Source organism: Cycloclasticus zancles 78-ME (assembly GCF_000442595.1).
GTDB classification, from domain to species: domain Bacteria; phylum Pseudomonadota; class Gammaproteobacteria; order Methylococcales; family Cycloclasticaceae; genus Cycloclasticus; species Cycloclasticus pugetii.
In genome coordinates this window covers 1,149,369-1,167,693 of record NC_021917.1, presented here as the reverse complement: position 1 = coordinate 1,167,693, position 18,325 = coordinate 1,149,369, and the positions used below count along the sequence as shown (strand labels likewise).

At 41.2% G+C, this 18,325-nt stretch carries 22 protein-coding genes and 1 tRNA gene; 4 read left to right on the top strand and 19 right to left on the bottom strand.

The genetic code is table 11. The features are described 5' to 3' along the window. Window positions 1-5 precede the first annotated feature (5 nt). The gene (cysE, locus tag CYCME_RS05715) at window positions 6-794 is read right to left on the bottom strand and encodes a serine O-acetyltransferase (RefSeq protein ID WP_015006068.1); all 789 of its coding nucleotides are present in this window, start codon (window positions 792-794) and stop codon (window positions 6-8) included. Window positions 795-863: 69 nt separating this feature from the next. Then, entirely contained in the window at window positions 864-1,622 is a 759-nt protein-coding gene (locus tag CYCME_RS05710) for an RNA methyltransferase (protein WP_420480301.1), read from the bottom strand. A gap of 58 nt (window positions 1,623-1,680) precedes the next feature. Between CYCME_RS05710 and CYCME_RS05705 the strand changes: the two genes are divergently transcribed. Further along, a complete protein-coding gene (locus CYCME_RS05705; RefSeq protein ID WP_015006070.1) occupies window positions 1,681-2,481 on the top strand; it encodes an inositol monophosphatase family protein in 801 nt (266 codons plus the stop codon). A 71-nt stretch (window positions 2,482-2,552) separates the two neighbouring features. Here the strand turns inward: CYCME_RS05705 and secF are convergent, their stop codons facing one another. From secF to queA, 5 genes are read right to left on the bottom strand one after another with little or no spacing between them, the layout of a single operon-like run. After that, entirely contained in the window at window positions 2,553-3,488 is a 936-nt protein-coding gene (gene secF / locus CYCME_RS05700; protein WP_015006071.1) for a protein translocase subunit SecF, read from the bottom strand. Between the two features lie 3 nt (window positions 3,489-3,491). Then, window positions 3,492-5,351 carry a protein translocase subunit SecD gene (secD, locus tag CYCME_RS05695; protein ID WP_041932911.1) on the bottom strand — a complete coding sequence of 620 codons (1,860 nt, stop codon included), beginning with the start codon at window positions 5,349-5,351 and terminating at the stop codon, window positions 3,492-3,494. 21 nt (window positions 5,352-5,372) lie between these two features. Further along, the gene (yajC, locus tag CYCME_RS05690) at window positions 5,373-5,732 is read right to left on the bottom strand and encodes a preprotein translocase subunit YajC (RefSeq protein ID WP_015006073.1); all 360 of its coding nucleotides are present in this window, start codon (window positions 5,730-5,732) and stop codon (window positions 5,373-5,375) included. Window positions 5,733-5,768: 36 nt separating this feature from the next. Continuing rightward, window positions 5,769-6,884: a tRNA guanosine(34) transglycosylase Tgt gene (tgt, locus tag CYCME_RS05685; RefSeq protein WP_015006074.1), complete on the bottom strand. Its 1,116-nt coding sequence runs from the start codon at window positions 6,882-6,884 to the stop codon at window positions 5,769-5,771. Between the two features lies 1 nt (window position 6,885). After that, on the bottom strand, window positions 6,886-7,914 hold the full coding sequence (gene queA, locus CYCME_RS05680) for a tRNA preQ1(34) S-adenosylmethionine ribosyltransferase-isomerase QueA (protein WP_015006075.1): 1,029 nt from the start codon (window positions 7,912-7,914) through the stop codon (window positions 6,886-6,888). Window positions 7,915-8,026: 112 nt separating this feature from the next. Here queA and CYCME_RS05675 point away from each other — a divergent pair. After that, window positions 8,027-8,111: transfer RNA gene (locus tag CYCME_RS05675), tRNA-Leu, on the top strand. A 410-nt stretch (window positions 8,112-8,521) separates the two neighbouring features. On the opposite strand, the gene CYCME_RS05670 is transcribed toward CYCME_RS05675, so the two are convergent. The 12 genes from CYCME_RS05670 to CYCME_RS13080 form a co-directional block, all read right to left on the bottom strand. Further along, on the bottom strand, window positions 8,522-8,860 hold the full coding sequence (locus CYCME_RS05670) for a YggL family protein (protein WP_020932391.1): 339 nt from the start codon (window positions 8,858-8,860) through the stop codon (window positions 8,522-8,524). Window positions 8,861-9,126: 266 nt separating this feature from the next. Further along, window positions 9,127-10,179 carry a VOC family protein gene (locus tag CYCME_RS05665; RefSeq protein WP_020932390.1) on the bottom strand — a complete coding sequence of 351 codons (1,053 nt, stop codon included), beginning with the start codon at window positions 10,177-10,179 and terminating at the stop codon, window positions 9,127-9,129. Between the two features lie 28 nt (window positions 10,180-10,207). Beyond that, window positions 10,208-10,714, bottom strand: a complete 507-nt coding sequence (locus CYCME_RS05660) for a VOC family protein (RefSeq protein ID WP_020932389.1) — start codon at window positions 10,712-10,714, stop codon at window positions 10,208-10,210. Between the two features lie 9 nt (window positions 10,715-10,723). Then, window positions 10,724-11,188 carry a carboxymuconolactone decarboxylase family protein gene (locus CYCME_RS05655; RefSeq protein ID WP_016390153.1) on the bottom strand — a complete coding sequence of 155 codons (465 nt, stop codon included), beginning with the start codon at window positions 11,186-11,188 and terminating at the stop codon, window positions 10,724-10,726. A 13-nt stretch (window positions 11,189-11,201) separates the two neighbouring features. Continuing rightward, a complete protein-coding gene (locus CYCME_RS05650) occupies window positions 11,202-11,711 on the bottom strand; it encodes an aromatic-ring-hydroxylating dioxygenase subunit beta (RefSeq protein WP_016390152.1) in 510 nt (169 codons plus the stop codon). Further along, entirely contained in the window at window positions 11,708-12,958 is a 1,251-nt protein-coding gene (locus CYCME_RS05645) for an aromatic ring-hydroxylating oxygenase subunit alpha (RefSeq protein WP_020932388.1), read from the bottom strand. The genes CYCME_RS05650 and CYCME_RS05645 overlap by 4 nt, the downstream gene beginning before the upstream one ends. Window positions 12,959-13,141: 183 nt before the next feature. Then, window positions 13,142-13,543 (bottom strand): MAPEG family protein, encoded by a 402-nt coding sequence (locus tag CYCME_RS05640; protein WP_020932387.1) that lies wholly within the window; start codon window positions 13,541-13,543, stop codon window positions 13,142-13,144. A 325-nt stretch (window positions 13,544-13,868) separates the two neighbouring features. Next, entirely contained in the window at window positions 13,869-14,264 is a 396-nt protein-coding gene (locus tag CYCME_RS05635; RefSeq protein WP_015006127.1) for a DUF2391 family protein, read from the bottom strand. A gap of 105 nt (window positions 14,265-14,369) precedes the next feature. Continuing rightward, window positions 14,370-14,774 (bottom strand): VOC family protein, encoded by a 405-nt coding sequence (locus CYCME_RS05630; protein WP_015006128.1) that lies wholly within the window; start codon window positions 14,772-14,774, stop codon window positions 14,370-14,372. 100 nt (window positions 14,775-14,874) lie between these two features. After that, window positions 14,875-15,591: a response regulator gene (locus tag CYCME_RS05625; RefSeq protein WP_020932386.1), complete on the bottom strand. Its 717-nt coding sequence runs from the start codon at window positions 15,589-15,591 to the stop codon at window positions 14,875-14,877. Window positions 15,592-15,598: 7 nt separating this feature from the next. Then, entirely contained in the window at window positions 15,599-17,059 is a 1,461-nt protein-coding gene (locus CYCME_RS05620) for an ATP-binding protein (RefSeq protein WP_016390147.1), read from the bottom strand. Window positions 17,060-17,062: 3 nt separating this feature from the next. Further along, window positions 17,063-17,224, bottom strand: coding sequence for a hypothetical protein (locus CYCME_RS13080; protein ID WP_016390146.1), 162 nt, complete (start codon window positions 17,222-17,224; stop codon window positions 17,063-17,065). A 217-nt stretch (window positions 17,225-17,441) separates the two neighbouring features. Between CYCME_RS13080 and CYCME_RS05615 the strand changes: the two genes are divergently transcribed. Both CYCME_RS05615 and CYCME_RS05610 read left to right on the top strand, forming a co-directional pair. Continuing rightward, on the top strand, window positions 17,442-17,768 hold the full coding sequence (locus CYCME_RS05615) for a Spy/CpxP family protein refolding chaperone (RefSeq protein ID WP_020932384.1): 327 nt from the start codon (window positions 17,442-17,444) through the stop codon (window positions 17,766-17,768). A gap of 352 nt (window positions 17,769-18,120) precedes the next feature. Continuing rightward, window positions 18,121-18,309, top strand: coding sequence for an SDR family oxidoreductase (locus CYCME_RS05610; protein WP_236886365.1), 189 nt, complete (start codon window positions 18,121-18,123; stop codon window positions 18,307-18,309). Window positions 18,310-18,325: the final 16 nt, after the last annotated feature.

Here is an 18,325-nt window from a genome sequence, read left to right as displayed (position 1 = left end):
AAATTCTAGCCTTCTTTAGCTCGCGCTTCTGGACAAGTAGAACCTGTTCCATCATCAACCGGTTCACTGTTAATTTCTTCGACCGACCGATCATCCATTCCACCACCCAATGATTTTATTTCATGGCACATGCGTTCCATTTCTTTATCCATTGTGTGGATATGCTCCAACATACTATTAATAGCTACCGCTACTGGGTCAGGTAGTTCTTGAGAGGCGCCGTATGCGTCAAAACCAATTTTTTTAGCCATCTCTTCTTGCTCAGGACTTGGTTTAACAGAATCAGTGGTTGCAACACGACCGGGTATACCGACGATTGTGGTGTCAGCAGACACCGATCTAACAACAACCGCATTAGAGCCAATCCTGGCATTATCACCTATCTCTATCGGCCCCAGCACTTTAGCACCAGCACCTACGACCACACCATTACCTAGCGTAGGGTGTCGCTTACCCTTTTTCCAACTCGTACCACCTAAGGTCACCCCATGATAGAGCGTACAATCATCACCAATAACAGCTGTTTCGCCAACCACGACGCCCATTCCGTGGTCAATAAAAAAACGCTTGCCTATCACCGCACCAGGATGTATTTCTATACCGGTTAACCAGCGTGAAAAATAAGCGATAAAACGAGAAATAAATTTTAAATTCACTCCCCACAGCCAATGATTTAAGCGATGAAGCAGGAGCGCATGAAACCCCGGGTAGGTCATGATCACTTCAATTTTGCTACGTGCCGCAGGATCCCTGTCAAAAACTATATTAATATCTTCTTTTAATTGGTTAAACATAATGCTTTTTTATTTAATAGTGACTCTATTCTAACGTGCGTGATTTTATTAACACATTTTTTTACAACGTTAGGCTTTTTTGATTCCATCTATCTTATTATTGATCGCCGTTAACACGCCACGTAGGATATTCACCTCTGTTCGATTAAGTTCAGAACGGTAAAAAATACGCCTGATGCGTTGTTGCAGCCTTTTAGTTTTATAGAGCTGTAGAAAATCTGTTTTCTCAAGCGTCTTTAAAAGGTGCTCAAAAAAACCTTCAAACTCTTGGCTGGTTGCAGGCCTATCTTCAACATCAGGTGATTCAATTACCTGTTCACCTAGCACTGCTGAATACACCTCATAACATAACACTTGCACAGCAGATGCAACGTTTAATGAACTAAAATTTGGATTAGTTGGAATATGTAATAAGTGCTGACACAATTCCAACTCTTCATTCGTGAGCCCGGAGTTTTCTCGGCCAAACACCAACGCAACCTTTGCATTCTTTGCCGATGCAATGGCCAATTCACTGCCTTTTTTAGGGCCAACCTCTGACCAACCCAAATGCCTAATTCTAGCGCTAGCCCCCAAGACTAACTCACACGGCTCCAAGGCTTCTTTTAAACTATTATAAACATTTGCTGTTGCCAAAATATCATCGGCACCAGACGCACGTGAGGTGGCCTCAGAACTCGGAAATATTTTAGGGTTAACTAAGGCTAAATCACTAAGCCCCATATTTTTCATGGCCCGCGCTGTTGCGCCTATATTCCCAGGATGTGAAGTTTGTACCAACACAATCCTTATATTTGACAATATTTCGTTATTTTCATCGACTTTCAAAAGACATCCTCCGGCTGTATCTGTTATCCTTGCGCCACATAAATAGTTAGGCATCATCATGCACCCAATGTTAAATATTGCCATTAGGGCAGCAAGGCAAGCAGGCGATATTATAATACGTTCAGCTGACTCAATTGACACACTTAAGATAACTATTAAAAATCAAAATGATTACGCCACAGAAATTGACCGGCGTGCTGAAGAAGAAATTATTAATATCTTATTAAGTGCTTATCCCGATCACGGTGTTTTAGCCGAAGAATCGGGCTATCTAAATCAAGACGCTGAATATATTTGGATTATAGACCCTCTTGATGGAACCACGAATTTTATACACGGTTTTCCGCATTATGCGGTATCTATTGCTTTAAAAAGAGGCGATACCGTAGAGCAAGCCGTAATTTACGACCCTGTTCGTCAAGACCTATTTACTGCAACACGCGGTAAAGGGGCAATGCTGAACAACAGACGTCTACGTGTTGGCCGACAACGAAAAATCGAAGGTTCATTTCTAGGCACTGGCTTCCCTTTTAAGAACGATAAAGATATTGAACCTTACCTCGATATCTTTCGTGATATTTTCTCTTCCACCTCTGGTGTTAGACGTGCAGGAGCTGCTTCTTTAGATTTAGCTTATGTAGCTGCTGGAAAACTAGATGGTTTTTTTGAAATCGGTCTAAAACCTTGGGATTTTGCTGCTGGCGTCTTACTCATTCAAGAGGCTGGTGGTGTTGTTAGTGATTTTTCTAATAATCACGATTTCCACAAAACAGGTAACATTGTTTGTGGCAACCCTAAAATGCATCAGGCCTTATTAAACAAAATTACACCGCATGCAGAAAAAGTAATTAACAGTTAAACAACACACAAAACTTGATCAATAAAAAAGCCGCTATAAAAGCGGCTTTTTTATTACCAATTATCAGCTCATCAAGGAATTTTATCTAACTCATCTTGATCAACCTTAACAACCATCAGGTCTTCTTTCGTCACTCCCAAGGCAAGCGTTATGGGGCTAGCAACATAAATAGAAGAATAGGTACCAATTAACACGCCAACAATCAGCGCAAGTGCAAAGTCATGAATAATTTCACCACCTAAAACAAACAATGCTATTAACACTAACAAAGTTGTTAGCGAGGTCATCACGGTTCGAGTAAACGTCTGGTTTAACGAGATATTAACAACATCAACCGGTGAGCCTTTTCGCAATGTTCTAAAGTTTTCTCTTACACGATCAAACACAACAATAGTATCGTTCAATGAATAACCAATAATCGCTAAAATAGCCGCCAGTACTGTTAAATCAAATTCAAACTGAAAAACAGAAAAGAAACCAAGGGTAATAATAACGTCGTGCGCCAGTGCCGCCACAGAGCCTAAGCCAAAGCGATATTCAAAGCGAATAGCGACATAAATCAGGATACAGATTAAGGCATATAATAGTGCCAAACCGCCATCTTCTTGTAACTCTTCACCAACTTGCGGGCCAACAAATTCTGCCCGTCTTAACTCACCTTGTTGTGAGAAATTCTCATTCACCGCAGCCAACACCTTATTACTTAACGCCGCAGTATTTAACGCATCATTCGGTAATAAGCGGATAAGCACTTCTTTTGATGAACCAAAATGTTGTACCACAGCGCCACTAAAATTAGCCTCTGTTAACAAATTCCTTAAACTTTCCAGCTCAACTGCTTCGGGAAAGCTAAGCTCTACCAACGTTCCACCAGTAAAATCAATCCCTTTTTTTAACCCCATGGTCGCTAAAGAAGCGATAGAAACAATAATTAATAGAGTAGAAAAAATAAGCGCTATTTTACGTTTACTTAGAAAATCAATCTTGATTGTATGTTGATTACTCATAATTTAAATCTTCAGTTTTTCTATTTGACGACTACCAAAAGTCACATTGACTAATGCACGCGTACCAATAATAGCGGTGAACATAGAGGTTAAAATGCCGATACTTAAGGTAATAGCGAAACCTTTAATAGGCCCTGTACCAAAACCGAAAAGGATAATCGCGGCAATCAATGTCGTGATATTTGCATCCGCAATGGTAGAAAAGGCTTTATCGTAGCCCGCCGCAATACTAGCTTGAGGTGAGTTTCCATTTTTAATCTCCTCTTTAATGCGCTCAAAAATTAGCACATTAGCATCTACCGCCATCCCCACTGTTAGCACAATGCCGGCAATTCCAGGCAGCGTTAACGTGGCTTGCAAGAGTGACAATACAGCAACGATAAAAACCAGATTAAAGGCCAAGGCCACATCGGCAAAAAGGCCGAATGTCTTGTAATAAATAGCCATAAAAATTAAGACTAAAACAAAACCAATCATCACAGAATTGAAGCCTTTATCAATATTATCTTGCCCTAGGCTTGGCCCAACCGTGCGCTCTTCAACAATATCAATCGGCGCAGCCAAGGCACCTGCTCTTAATAATAAAGCTAGATCACGTGCTTCAGCTGAATTATCTAAGCCTGTTGTTTGAAAACGGTTACTAAAGTGCCCACGAATGGTCGCCACATTAATCACTTCCTCGACGACTGTTTTGTAGCGTACCGGCTCGCCGTTAACCATTTTTATATCGGTTCTATTTTCAATAAATACAACCGCCATTGGTTTACCAATATTTTCTCGTGTGGTTTTGCTCATTTTTTTACCACCCGGACCATCTAATGACACAGAAACCATCGCGGAGCCTGTATCACCTTCTATCCCTGATGAAGCATCTACAATCTCATTACCGGTCACAATAACCTGTTTTTTCAACAGGATTTGGCCACCATCTCGACGGTTATATAACTTAGAACCAATCGGCACTCTTCCAGCTAATGCAGATGACACTGAATTTTGCGTATCAACCAGATGATACTCAAGTGTTGCGGTTGCACCTAAAATCTCTTTTGCACGAGCCGTGTCCTGGACACCAGGTAATTCAACAACAATACGGCTTTCACCCTGTCTTTGAATAACAGGCTCTGCAACACCTAACTCATTAACACGATTTTTTAACGTAATGATATTTTGCTGAACAGCATAGTTTCTTACGTCCATTAACTCATCATCTGACATCGTTGCCGTTAAGGTGGGCGTTGAGGACTCGCTAACTTCAGGCTTAAAGTCCCAAGTACGGAACTGAGACTCCAATTTGCTGATCGCCTCGTCATGAATCTGTTGGTTTCTAAATTTAATACCAACATTGTGGCCATTGACCATAACGCTTAGATAACGCAATTTATTTTCGCGCAAATATTGGCGAAAATCAGCCGCACCACGGTCTACTGCTTGCTTCTCAGCAGCTTGCATATCCACTTCCAGTAAGAAATGCACACCACCTCTTAAATCCAAGCCTAAATACATAGGCGCTGCATTTAACGAACGCAACCATTGAGGGGTTGTTGGCGCCAAATTAAGAGCCACAACATAGTTATTCCCTAAGACCGACTTAATAATATCAACCGCCTTAAGTTGATCATTCGAATGCTTGAAGCGCAACAAAATTTGGCTGTCATTCAACTCACCTTTTAATAAGGCAACACCTTTTTGTGCTAGCTGATCTTTTACATCAGCTAAAACAGAACTGTTGATGACCGCACCACGCAAAGGCGAAATTTGTACAGAAGGGTCTTCACCGTAAAGATTTGGTAGTGCGTAAATAATAGCAACAACTAACGCCATTATTATCATTAAGTTCTTCCAAGCAGGAAAATGATTCGTCATAACAATAACTCGTTTGGCAGTTTATTTTTTTGCTTTTCCAGCAGATGCGTATGTGCCTTTAGGCATTACCGTTGAAATTGAAGTCTTCATCACTTGAACCGATGTATTAGGCGCAATTTCAAGTGTAATAAAATGATCATCCACTTCTGTAATTTTACCCAGCAAACCACCATTGGTTACAATTTCGTCGCCTTTCTTAGCGCCTGCAACAAGTTGCTTGTGTTCTTTATTACGCTTTTGTTGAGGACGAATTAAAAGAAAGTAAAAAATAACAATTAACGCAATTGGAAAAAGTAATCCTTCGAACCCTGGTGCTGCTGCTTCTTGAGTTGCGGCTGCGGTATCTGCTGCGATGGCGTTTGAAACTAAAAAATCTAACATATTTTTTCCTTATTAATGAATTAACTCAATCACGCATTATGCCACAGCATCTCGTGTTTTGCCTTGCTGCTCATAAAAATCATCCACAAATTCTAACAAGCGCTCTTGCTCAATAGCCTGACGTAAGCCACGCATCAAGTCTTGATAATAATGAAGGTTATGAATCGTATTTAAACGCGAGCCTAAAATCTCTTTACACTTATCTAAATGTCGCAAGTAGGAACGCGAATAATTCTTACAGGTATAACACTCACATGCCTCATCAACTGGCTTGGTATCAAATTGATACTTTTCATTTCTTATTTTCACTAAGCCTTTACGGGTAAACAAATAACCATTACGTGCATTCCGTGTTGGCATAACACAATCAAACATATCAATGCCTTTTAACACCGCTTCAACAATATCTTCGGGTTTACCCACGCCCATCAAATAGCGCGGTTTATCACTGGGCATAGCCGGAACAATATGTTCCAAAACTCGCTCACGGTCGTCTTTAGGCTCACCAACAGACAAACCGCCAATCGCAAAGCCATCAAAATCAATTTGCTTCAGCGCTTCTAATGACCTGTCACGTAAATTTTCATACATGCCCCCTTGAACAATACCAAATAAGGCCGAAGGGTTATCGCCATGAGCATCTTTACTTCGCTTGGCCCAGCGTAGCGATAACTCCATAGATATACGCGCTTCTTCTTCGGTGGCTGGGTATGGTGTACATTCGTCAAAAATCATTACAATATCCGAGCCTAATTGCCGTTGCACTTGCATTGACTCTTCAGGCCCCATAAATACTTTTCGGCCATCCACCGGGGAACGGAAATGAACACCCTTCTCTGTAATTTTACGCATTTCATCCAAGCTAAATACTTGAAAGCCACCGGAGTCAGTCAAAATAGGCTTTTGCCAGTTCATGAAGTCATGCAAGTCACCATGCGCTTCAATAACCTCCACACCCGGACGCAACATTAAGTGAAACGTATTACCGAGCACTATTTCAGCACCGGTGTCTAATAACTCCTCTGGTGCCATTGCTTTAACCGTACCGTACGTGCCTACGGGCATAAAAGCGGGGGTTTCAATAGTACCGCGGTCAAACGTTAAACGTGCACGGCGGGCCTTAGCATCGGTATTTAATAAATTAAATTTCATATTATTCAGTTGTATCTGACATTTTTGTTAAAAACATAGCATCACCATAGCTAAAAAACCGATACCGTTGGGCTATTGCATGTTGATACGCCAATTTCATTCGCTGATAACCAGAAAATGCACTCACTAACATTAATAAAGTAGATTCAGGCAAATGAAAATTCGTTACCATCGCATCCACCACATTAAAGTGGTAACCCGGCGTAATAAATAAATCTGTATCGCCTGTAAAAGGCTTAATAGCCCCCTCTTTTGCTGCAGACTCTAATGAACGCATCGCCGTTGTACCCACAGCAATAACACGCCCACCATTTTTTTTAGTCGCTTCAATTTGTTGAACCGTTTGTTCATCTACCGTTAGCCATTCTTTATGCATAATATGGTCAGCAAGGTTTTCTTCTCTAACCGGCTGAAAAGTACCACTACCAACGTGCAAGGTGACATAAGCAAAGTTCACCCCAAGTGATTTTATGTCGTCAAGCAGGCGCTCATCAAAGTGCAGCCCTGCTGTTGGCGCAGCAACTGCCCCAGGTTTACGACCAAACACCGTTTGATAGCGTTCAATATCCAGCGTTTCATCGTCCCTATCAATATAAGGTGGTAATGGCATATGCCCGATGGCCTTCAACACAGTATCAATCGAGTCATCAAACGTAAGTTGAAACAAATCGCCTTCACGACCATCAACCAAACACTTATAACCATCATTTAAAATAATGTGGGTACCGGCTTTGGGTGATTTACTGCAACGAACATGTGCCAACGCCGTCTTATCCCCCATAACACGCTCAATAAGGATCTCTAACTTACCGCCTGTTTCTTTATGGCCGAACAGGCGCGCAGCAATAACGCGGGTATTGTTAAAAACTAACAGATCCCCTTCTCTCAATAACATCGGCAGATCAGCAAAAACCTTGTCGGAAAAGTCATTCTCACCCACCACCAGCAAACGGCTATCAACCCGCTTCTCTAATGGGTAGCGAGCAATCAATTCATTGGGCAAGTCGTAATTAAAGTCACTTTTTTTCATGGCGACGGATCTTAACAGGAACGACCCTCATCAGCGAGCGCAAAACAGGCTATTAAATTAAAATTTTAATAGATTTTGAATTTGAAACTGTCTATAATGCCCACACTTATTTGCCGGGGTGGCGGAACTGGTAGACGCGCCGGATTCAAAATCCGGTTTCTTCGGAAGTGCCGGTTCGATTCCGGCCCTCGGTACCACTTAAGTTTTCAGTAATAGACTGAATCAGACCTCAAAGCCCATTACTAAAGGGCTTTGAAGCTCTTAACCCTCTCTTTACTTTCCGCAATAAACCGCATTAAACGGCATCTTTTGCCTTTCATTTACGCCATTTTTACGCCACAATTTACGCCAAGTTATTTTTAACGGGGGCTTTGATGGCTAAACCAAGAAAAGTTAATGGTAAATGGCGAGTTGAATTCAGGCGTAGTAGTTGTACTGAATGAGCTTATTGATCTGCTTAATAAGCGCTGGTGGGTATTGTGCTAAATATTCATTTATTGGCATCTGAGTTTATTGCATCTATTGCGCTGCTAAAGCAACATAGAACAAGCCAAAACCCGTGAGGTGCTTATTAAGATTAATACGCACCTCACGATCGTAACCAGTGTTACTTTTCGTTAAACACGTCAACCAGCTTGCTAACCTCAACATCGCTAACAATGCTGTGAGCTAACAATACAGCTTCAATGGCTGCTTTGTCTTCTTCAGTTGCTGAACCATAACGGTCATGTGAGGTAACAAAGCCTTCAAACTGCTCATTATCGTTATCCAGGCTAATTAACAAGTTTTTGTCTTCTGCTACATCCGCGAATGCTTCAAGAAATTCCTCGAATTGTGTATCAGAGTCGATATCAACTTTACAGGTGAACTCAAAACCCATTATAGCGAATTCGCCTACATATAATTTTTTGCGCAGACGTCTGCTGCGACCTATTTCTTTAGCCATGATATTTATTGCCTTTATTTAAGATACGAGATAAGAGTGTGTGATCCGTATTGCCCAAAATGCTTCGTTAGGAATCCTTCCAAGCTATTGGACAGAGCGCGCATATTAGCACAAACAAGAAGGCTAGAAGTGGTGTTAATGAGCATCCTTAATATTCGCACTGATAAAGGTTATAACTTACTTAAGAACACCTCGATAGCAACAAAAAAGCCATGCTTAAGTTAAACGCATGGCTTTTTTATGAGATCGTTTGTAATTAATTAAAATTAGCCACAAAGTACCCACGCTTCTTTCTCTGAGCTAAACATTTTTTCTTTCCAGTCATCACATAACGGAATCACTATTTCGGTGGTTACCCCTGATAAATAGTCTCGCGTATCAATATAATAATACTCAATCAACCCATCTATAGTACCGCCTTGGATTATAGGCATACCTAGCGCTTCTAAACCCGGCAAAAGAGCTTCAAACTCTTCCTTTGAGCACATTGAAGGAAAGAAATGATGCACGCCTTCACCCTGCTCTTTTAAAAAATCGTGATACACGCATTTATCTGACTCTGGGGTAATGAGCTCTAAAGCAAACTCACCCACACGGCCAACATGGTTATTATATTTATGATAAACCTGTTCACCAAAGTACGTCGTGTCGCTCATGGTGACACCCGATTCAATTTTAAATTCAATCCAATCTGTCATTGAGAATAATTTCGTTAAGCCTGCCTTGGCCACATCCCTATCTTTACAAACCACCCCAAGGTGTAACATATTGGCTGTTGGTAATAATTTTGGACCTAATAGCGTCAGGTCAATATCAAACACTTCATCAGGCGTCATGGATGCTTGCCAATTTTCTGTTTTTGGGCAAACCACTTCAAACATCACGTTGGACACCAATGAGCGCGTATCTAATAAATAAACATCTGCCACGTCGTAAATGGTGCCAGTTTGACGAATACTAATGTCTAGTTCATCGAGTGTTTTATTTAACGCGTCAACGTTAAAGGCCGTTGATTGAGTCAGGCTAACATGGTGTACGCCTTCGCCAACTGTGTCTAACATATGTTGAAAGCTAGATGGCCCGTCGATAGGCTGTATTAACTCTATCGCTAAATCTTTATTTCGCCCCATAACTCGTATAAAGCGGTGCTCAACCAATTCACCTTCAAAGCGTGTATTTGTTAAATGGTTACCGTCATAACGAAAAACCTCCCAGTGACTAATACCAAAAAATCGTGCGTAATTGGTTACCACTTGGCGGTAGTCATGAACCACTATGGAGGTACTATGCCAGCCGTCTATAGGTATGCTTAATGCCATTTATTTCCCCTTAAAATTATTATTGTTATTAATCAAACGTAACATCTTCACCAAGGTCGGCAATTCGTGCGTATGTCGGTGGTGCAACCACCTCTAGGAACATCCCGCCTAATTGCTCACGGGTGTCTAAGTAATAAAGTTCTGCAACCCCTGCAATATTGCAATAATTCCCAACCTTTACCCCTTGGCGAGTATATTCTTTAACTAACTCTAAAGGGTTAGGGTGTGATAAATCACCCACATGTTGCATGCCGTCCCCGTGTTCTTTAACAAAATCATCAAACACGGTTTTACCCGAAACCGGCTCGCACAATTCGATCAAGGTATCGCCCATACGTGCAAAGGCTGATATCCAAACAAATTCAGCTGGCTCACCATAGTATTCGGATGTTTCCATCATATCTGATGAAATTTCCATCACTCGCCATGTTTTTATACCCATTAACTTGGCATAGCTTTTTGCGGTTGCTCTCCAGTCCTTTACTGCCATTGCCACATGGTTGATAGGCCCCATACTAATGTCTAAATCACTCATTCTTTGCTCCTATTGATTGCTATTTTGTTGTTCTTTTTGCTCGAGCATTTCTTTTATTTCTGGGCCCAAAACCTCATTAGCCACTTTCAAACCCAATACCATTGCAGGTGCTCCTAAATAAAACACGGTTTGGAATAAAACCTCAATAATTTGCTTAGGTTCCATCCCAGCATGCAACGCGACCTTCATATGGTCTTTTAACGGCCCTTCACGTCCTAATGCTAAATCAGTGCCCATTAAGATCAACGACCTTTCTTTTAACGTTAAACCTTCTCGCTCATATAAAGCTCCCCATGTTTTAGAAAAAACATAGCCCAGCTCATCACCAAACAGAGGGTTATCCAGCAAAGATTCAATATGCTCAGAGGATTCTTCTCCCAACACTTCACGCATCAACGATAGGCCTTGCTTAAAGTCCTCTCCTTCACGTGAAAAAGGAAAACCATCAGCATATTTATTGTCAATATCTGTCATTACTACCCCCTATTTATATTAAAAAACTTAAGTCGTATATTTCGCCATCACAATTAAGCAGTACTACTTTTTTGCTGGTCATTTTCCATTCACCGCCACGCTTAACTAATTTGTGCTCGCAATTAGCTGCCATTGTTTGCAATGGGTAAAACCGATCTTGCCGATTGGCACGGTACTCATGCAAGGTAAGGTATGAGTCAATAATGACGACTCCATCCACTGTTTTAACCCGTACGTTATTTACTGAGTGTTGCGTTCTTGAGCCAGGTATTTGTGCATGACAAGCTCCGCTTTGTAGCCGTTTAATGCGCTCATCAAGCATCTCCATATCATCATAAATAATGGATACATGTTTTGTTGGGTCAACATTTACATCACGGCTATAAGGTAACCAATATAATGCATCGGCAGTGAATAGCTTTCTCCACTCATTCACCTCGCCTTCGTCAAGTAAACATGCTTCAGCAAATAAAAAGTCTTCTGCTTCAGCTCGTGTCATTTGTTCTGAATTATTAGCACTCATGATTGGCTCCCTAACGTCATTAAACGTCTGTATTCAAAATAAGGTGCTCTTTGCTGTGTTTCTTGCGTATGCCCACCATAACGACGCCCGTGCTCATCGACCTCTTCAGATTTAATACCTCGATTAAATAAAATCCACGGTACCATCTCTGCCTTCATCCCCTGACCGGCTCTATCAAACATCGCATAGTCATCTGGTCCACCAAAGGCGGCAGGGCTATAAAAGAACTCATGCTCACGCACCCGTCGAGTATTAATCTCATCAGGCGCATCTTTTAGCATCGTGTGATACATACGCACTTCTGTTTTATCAACCCCCATAGGGCGAATAACTCGGAATTGATATTCAAGTAGGGCTAAGTTGGGAAAAATCACTAAATTAAAACGATGTCGTAACACATGCATGGCGCGCTCTTTGCCGTGTTTCTCGATCATTAAGTCTATATATTCAGCTGGCCAGCGTTTATAAACCGCTTCGTCGGGCAAACTGTACACTTCCAGTAAATTATTGCCATAACCACAATCCATACCTTTAGTGTCATAGCCTTGATAGTTAGGTGGCATGCCCATTTTTCTGATCATCACATCAAAGGCGGTTGAATGGGTAACCGGCGCATGATAGCCCTCAACACTGCCTTCTGTTTGGATTTTCCAGTTAGCATGATAGTGATGTTTGTTCACCCCGCTATTACCGACAATGATTTCGCCAACAGGGGAGAAATCCATGTACATGTCGATGTACTCTTTCACGCCTCTTAGTTTCTCGTCTAATGAAATATCAGGAACCGATAATAGCGACGCAAAAATAATACCCCGATAACTTTCAACTTTTTTAGCCGAAACTAAGCCTAAACTTTTATAGTCTAATTCACCTTCGTTATAACCACGCGGCATCGACACAGCTAATAACTCACCGTCCATACCATATTCCCAGCCATGATATTGGCAAACAAAACTAGGGGTATTACCTTTCTCTAAAGGACACACTGCTACCCCTCGATGAGTACAGCGGTTTATAACAACGTTTATTTCGTTATCTTGCCCGCGCGTTACAATAACTGGAACATCACCCATAAAGGTCGTTTTGTAATCACCCGGATTCGGGATTTCACTTTCGTGTGCGACATATATCCAGGAGCGATAAAAAATCCGTTCCATTTCATCGCTATACACCCCTTGATCGTTATATAAGCTAACATGTGTTCGATCTATTCGAGCCAAATCATCATAGTCACGTTCTACTGACATAATCCTATCTCCCCTAGTTTATTTATTCTAATTTTTATGATCGTGTTACTAGAAAAATAACATACATTAGAAAATACTAATTTACAATATGATTATATTGAATAGGAAAATTGTCTTACGCAGAATTTATAAGGTGTAGCAACAAGTTATGCAGAAAAAAATCTGCATAACTTGTTTTAGGTATTAGGCAGGAATGCTTGTTATTGCTGTATAAAAAAGCCCGACGCAACACGCAAAGCCCAAGCCAAAAGCACTGAAACGCAAGGTTGCCATATTGGTTAAATAGGCAATAAAGTAAACGCCGCGTATAACCACGAAAGAAATGCAGAGCATGGTAACCGTTTCATTTATCGCATTGGTGATAAAAACGGCCAATACAGCGGCTGAAAAAAGGCCTAATGCTTCCCAGCAATTGGCATGTAAATATTGTGAACGAGCCCCTGCACCCACTAGCGTTGCGGCTTGTGCACGTGGGTTAACAAGGTCATATTTACCTGTTTGTGAAATTCGGTAATAACCACCAATTGATGAGGCCAAATAAGGCATAAAAGCAATACAAGTCAAACAAATCACAACGGTCAACATAAGAAATCTCCTCTCTCGATTATTTTTAAATTAGTACGTGTCGTACCCGAGTGAGTATAAACATTATTTTCTCGCTTAACACCCATCAACCGTGGCCGTTTAATCGGCATCAACTGATAAAACTTCCCCACTTATTAACAATTGCTCAATGTCTTAATTTCCAAGCAACTTACTATTAATCGAGCATTAGAAAAATCATGTTATTAAAGATACTATCTACTTTCGATTTTCATTTACGACATTCGCAAAAAAACGATTGCTTTGAATAGTTAACCCGACCTAACCAAGCGCCTATCTTCATTCCTAGCCAATATCTTCTTCACTGCTATTCTTTATCAAAACCATCAACAATAATCGCTCCCATAGAAGCAGGCATCGTAATAATAATTAGTCGCTTCAAAGCTATCACCGGATCTAGCATTACAGGGAACTTATTTAATGACAACAACACCAAAGCAACCACACAAGCGGCTATAAAATAGGCAATAAATATTCTGCTTATAAATATTGATGTTCTATATTTTATATCGCCTTGAAATACAATTTGATAGGCAAAAAAGCTTAAAAATACAATCGACAAAATAAAAACAAGAAACAGGTTTGCAAAAGGAAGAGTTTCCCCTAGTTTCCAGGCCTCTTCGGAAAACGAAATAGGCACTGCCAAAGCAAAGGACCCAATAACTACCTGACTGGCGTCTTCTTTATTAAAGTTAAGATTCATAGCTAATTACCTGGCGGTTTGTTGACTGTTATGCATTACCGGCTGGCGATTCACGCCTTAACACCACCTTTATTGTTATCATCAGGGATGCTTTTTGCCTCGCTATTATGTCAGATCCTGATAAGGGTTGTAGGCCACCTCCCAGTAATAGCCTTCCGTATCTTGAAAATAACCGGAGTAACCGCCCCAGAAAACCTCCAGCGCGGGTTTAATCAGTCGAGCACCAGCAGAGACCGCTTGATCAAGCACAGCATCCACGTCTGACTTACTTGCAACATTGTGGGCCAGCGTTATGCCAGAGAAACCAACCTGATTCGAATCCGTTAACCCAATATCTTTAGCCAACTCTTCGCGCGGATAGAGCGCCAACCACGTTCCTTCCAAACTGAAAAACGATATATTGTCACCTTCAACATTATGCGTTGGCAAACCAAGGCCCTCACTATAAAAGCGAGTCGCTCTTTCTAAGTCATCTACACCAAGAGTAATAATGCTGATTTTCGGTTTCATAATTCCCTTCCTAACACTTTAATATAAGACGCACGCCTCCTTTTCCTATCGTCATTGTCACACTTACAAAAACACAATAGGTTTGCCAGCCACAACCGTGCTACACATTAAATCCATCTCCACCCAATTCTTCATACTTATAGCCAACACTGTATACAGATTTAATTAACTCTTGGTCTTTATAGTGATGAGCAATCTTTTTTCTCAGGTTTTTAATATGGCTATCTACGGTCCGATCAGTCACTACACGGTTATCTTCATACAGTTTATGCATTAACTGCGATCGCGAAAATATTCGCCCCGGTTGTTTCACCAACGTGCTCAGTAAACGAAACTCAACTGGGGTTAAATCCAACGCCTGCCCTGCTACTGTTGCTAATATTCGCTGTTCATCCAAGGTTACCAATTGATTCTCAACGATTGATATCTGTTGCCGGTAAGACAACGTACGAAACAAAGCCTTAATTCTTGCCATCACCTCACGAGGGCTAAAAGGCTTGCAGATGTAATCATTAGCACCTATTTCTAAGCCCAAAACTTTATCAATTTCTTCTACCCGTGCAGTAATCATAATGATCGGGATACCAGAAAAATATCGTATTTCCTGGCAAAGAGTAATGCCATCTTTACCTGGCAGCATTAGGTCTAATAAGATAAGGTCTGGCTGCTCTTGCTGCACCCAGTCAATAACAGCGTCTCCATGGTTAATCCAATGAGTGTTATAGCCCTCCTTATGGAGATAGTCTTGCAGTAATTGCGCTATCTTAGTTTCATCTTCAACAATTAGAATGGTACGTTCTGGTTCAGCAGTATTCATAGCGTGATTATCCTGATGAAATGGGTAGCTCCAAGGTGATTTTCAGCCCACCCAGTGATGAAGGCTCGGCTGTCAATTTTCCCTCGTGTGCTTCTGCAATACTCTGCGCAATAGATAAACCGAGCCCAGAACCACCGGAATCTCGGTTACGAGAATTATCTACTCGAAACAACCGTTCAAATAAACGTGGTATCAATTCTGGCGAAATACCGGGTTCGCTATCTTCAAAACAGATCGTTAACGAAGCTTCCTTTTTACATTGTATCTTTACGCGACCTCCTTCATGGGTATAACGAAGGCTGTTTTCTAATAAATTTGTGAACAGCTGAGTAAGTCGCTGAGGGTCAGCCAATACCATGGGGCAGGGTTCATCGCATGCTACGCTCAAAGTAATCTTCTTCTGCTGCATTGGAAGCTCATAGCCTTCCGCTACATTTTGTAGCAACAAAAATGGATTCACTGCTACCTTTTCATAGGTCAGCGAGCCTTGATCGGAAAGAGAAAGTTGGTACAAATCATCAACCAGCCGTTGTAAATGCTTAACCTCCAAAGAAAGGGATTGAATCGACTCGCTATTCAGCTCCCTAACATTATCTTCCATGGCTTCCAATTCACCTTTAAGGATGGTCAGCGGTGTGCGCAATTCGTGAGAGATATCTGCAATCCACTGACGGCGACTTTGCTGATTTTGATCAAGTGTCTCAGCAAGGGTGTTTAAATCAGTGGCCAAGTCTCCCAATTCATCTCTAGAAATTTTCTCCACACGGCTGTCAAATTGACCAGATGTCAGTTGCCGTGCTATACCTGTTAACCTAGTAATGGGCTTATTAAATGCACGTGCCAGCAATAAAGAAACAATAACAGCAATCACAAACGAGAGTATTCCTGTTAATAGTAAATTTTTAACTTGATCACGTTCAAACCGCTGCTCTATACCCGTACGCATACCTTTCAAACGTCGCATACTCAAATAACCAATCACCTCATCATCCAGCATTATTGGCAGTTTCCGATCATTTTTCGAAGCGGGCGGACCAAAAATGGACGTTTGAGCACTATCCTGCAAGCCTATTCGGCCGCGCAAATGGGGCGGTAAAACAGCTGCGTGATGACGTCGTTCAGAATACACACGGGCTGAACCAAGCCTAGCCGAAGGCTCTTGTCTATGATGCTCTGGCTGTTTAGCATTTCTTGGCGGTTGCGATGCCAGTTCATGTTCAAACAACAATTGTTGCCACAAAAGAGGCTTATTTTTCAGAAAATCCCAATGGCCATATTGTCGGTACAGCCCACTTAAGGTTCGTTCAACGTTGTTCAGCCTTTTTAACCGAACGTCTTCAATATACTGGCCAAAACCCTGCTGGAAGCTATAACGAGTCACCGCCATATTAACGAGCAAAATCAGAAGTATCACCAATAGAATAGAGAAAAACAGCTTGTGCCAAATTCTAATTCGTATAGAAAACATGCTTTAAACAGCCCTTAGTAAGGATACATAGCCTGAAGCAGCCGTTTGCATAGTCTCTGCTAAATCTCTTCTAGGCTGTACACCTATTTGCTGAAAGGCAGATATGATCGCCTTAAATATGCCGGTAATAAATTCTGTGCTTGCTGTTGCGTTTAGGTTTATCATCTTATCCCTACTCTTTATTCATTATTCCACCAACAATAAAATTGTAGCGACTAAATATGGATTAAATATGAAGATTAATCACTTAATCATCTTAGGCCATATCTCCACATTTTCTTCACATTCTCTTCGTAATTGCTACAACATTGCCCCCTATTCTATAACTCAAGAACAGAGACATTAACCGCCCTGTTCTGCTTATTAAATTTAGGAGAAAACCATGAATATTAAAGCAGCTTTATTAACATCAGCAATCGCCCTTACAGTAGCCACCAGTGCGTATGCAGAAAGATCTGACGACTGCTCTAAAGGCAAAATGCAAAAAAGAGGCCCATCAATTGCTCATTTGCAAGAAAAGCTTGATTTAACCGACAAGCAGACCGATTCACTTAAAGTGCTATTTGAAGAGCAACGAGCCAAACAAAAAGCACTTCGAAAAGCGCATAAAGAAAACCGAGACATCATGCATGAAAAAATCTCTAACATTCTAACAAAAGAGCAATTGGAAGAATTCAAAGAGATGAAGCCTAAAAAACCTCATAGATAACATTAACCACACTACGCACAACAGGCTACACAGGCTGTTGTGCGTAGTGTTTCTTACTCAGAATGCTAGCTTAAAGTAGCCCACAACAAGCCCCCTAAATATGGCAATTTGATTTCCAAAAATAATTAAATAGCCACACTCTTAAGCTTAGTCAAATACCATAAAGCCAAGCTCTTTCGCCCTTTATGGCAAGCATAATACGAGACTTTTAAGTATCGCTTTATTCCACTGACGATTATAAAAAGAAGAAAGAACTAATCCCTTATTACGTTAAACCCTGATGCGGATTGTAGGCTACTTCCCAATAATGACCTTCCGTATCTTGAAAATAACCGGAGTAACCACCCCATTTATGAAACATTTATTGACCCTGAAAATGGATAATGCCTTAGCGGGAGTTGATGATTTTCATCCGATAGGCCGCATCGGCAAACCGGATGACATTGCCAACAGCATCTTGTTCCTTTTAAATGATTGCTCCAGCTGGGTAACAGGTGCCATTTGGGATGTGGATGGCGGAGTGACTGCAGGTAGAAACTAAACGATTAACTAGGTGC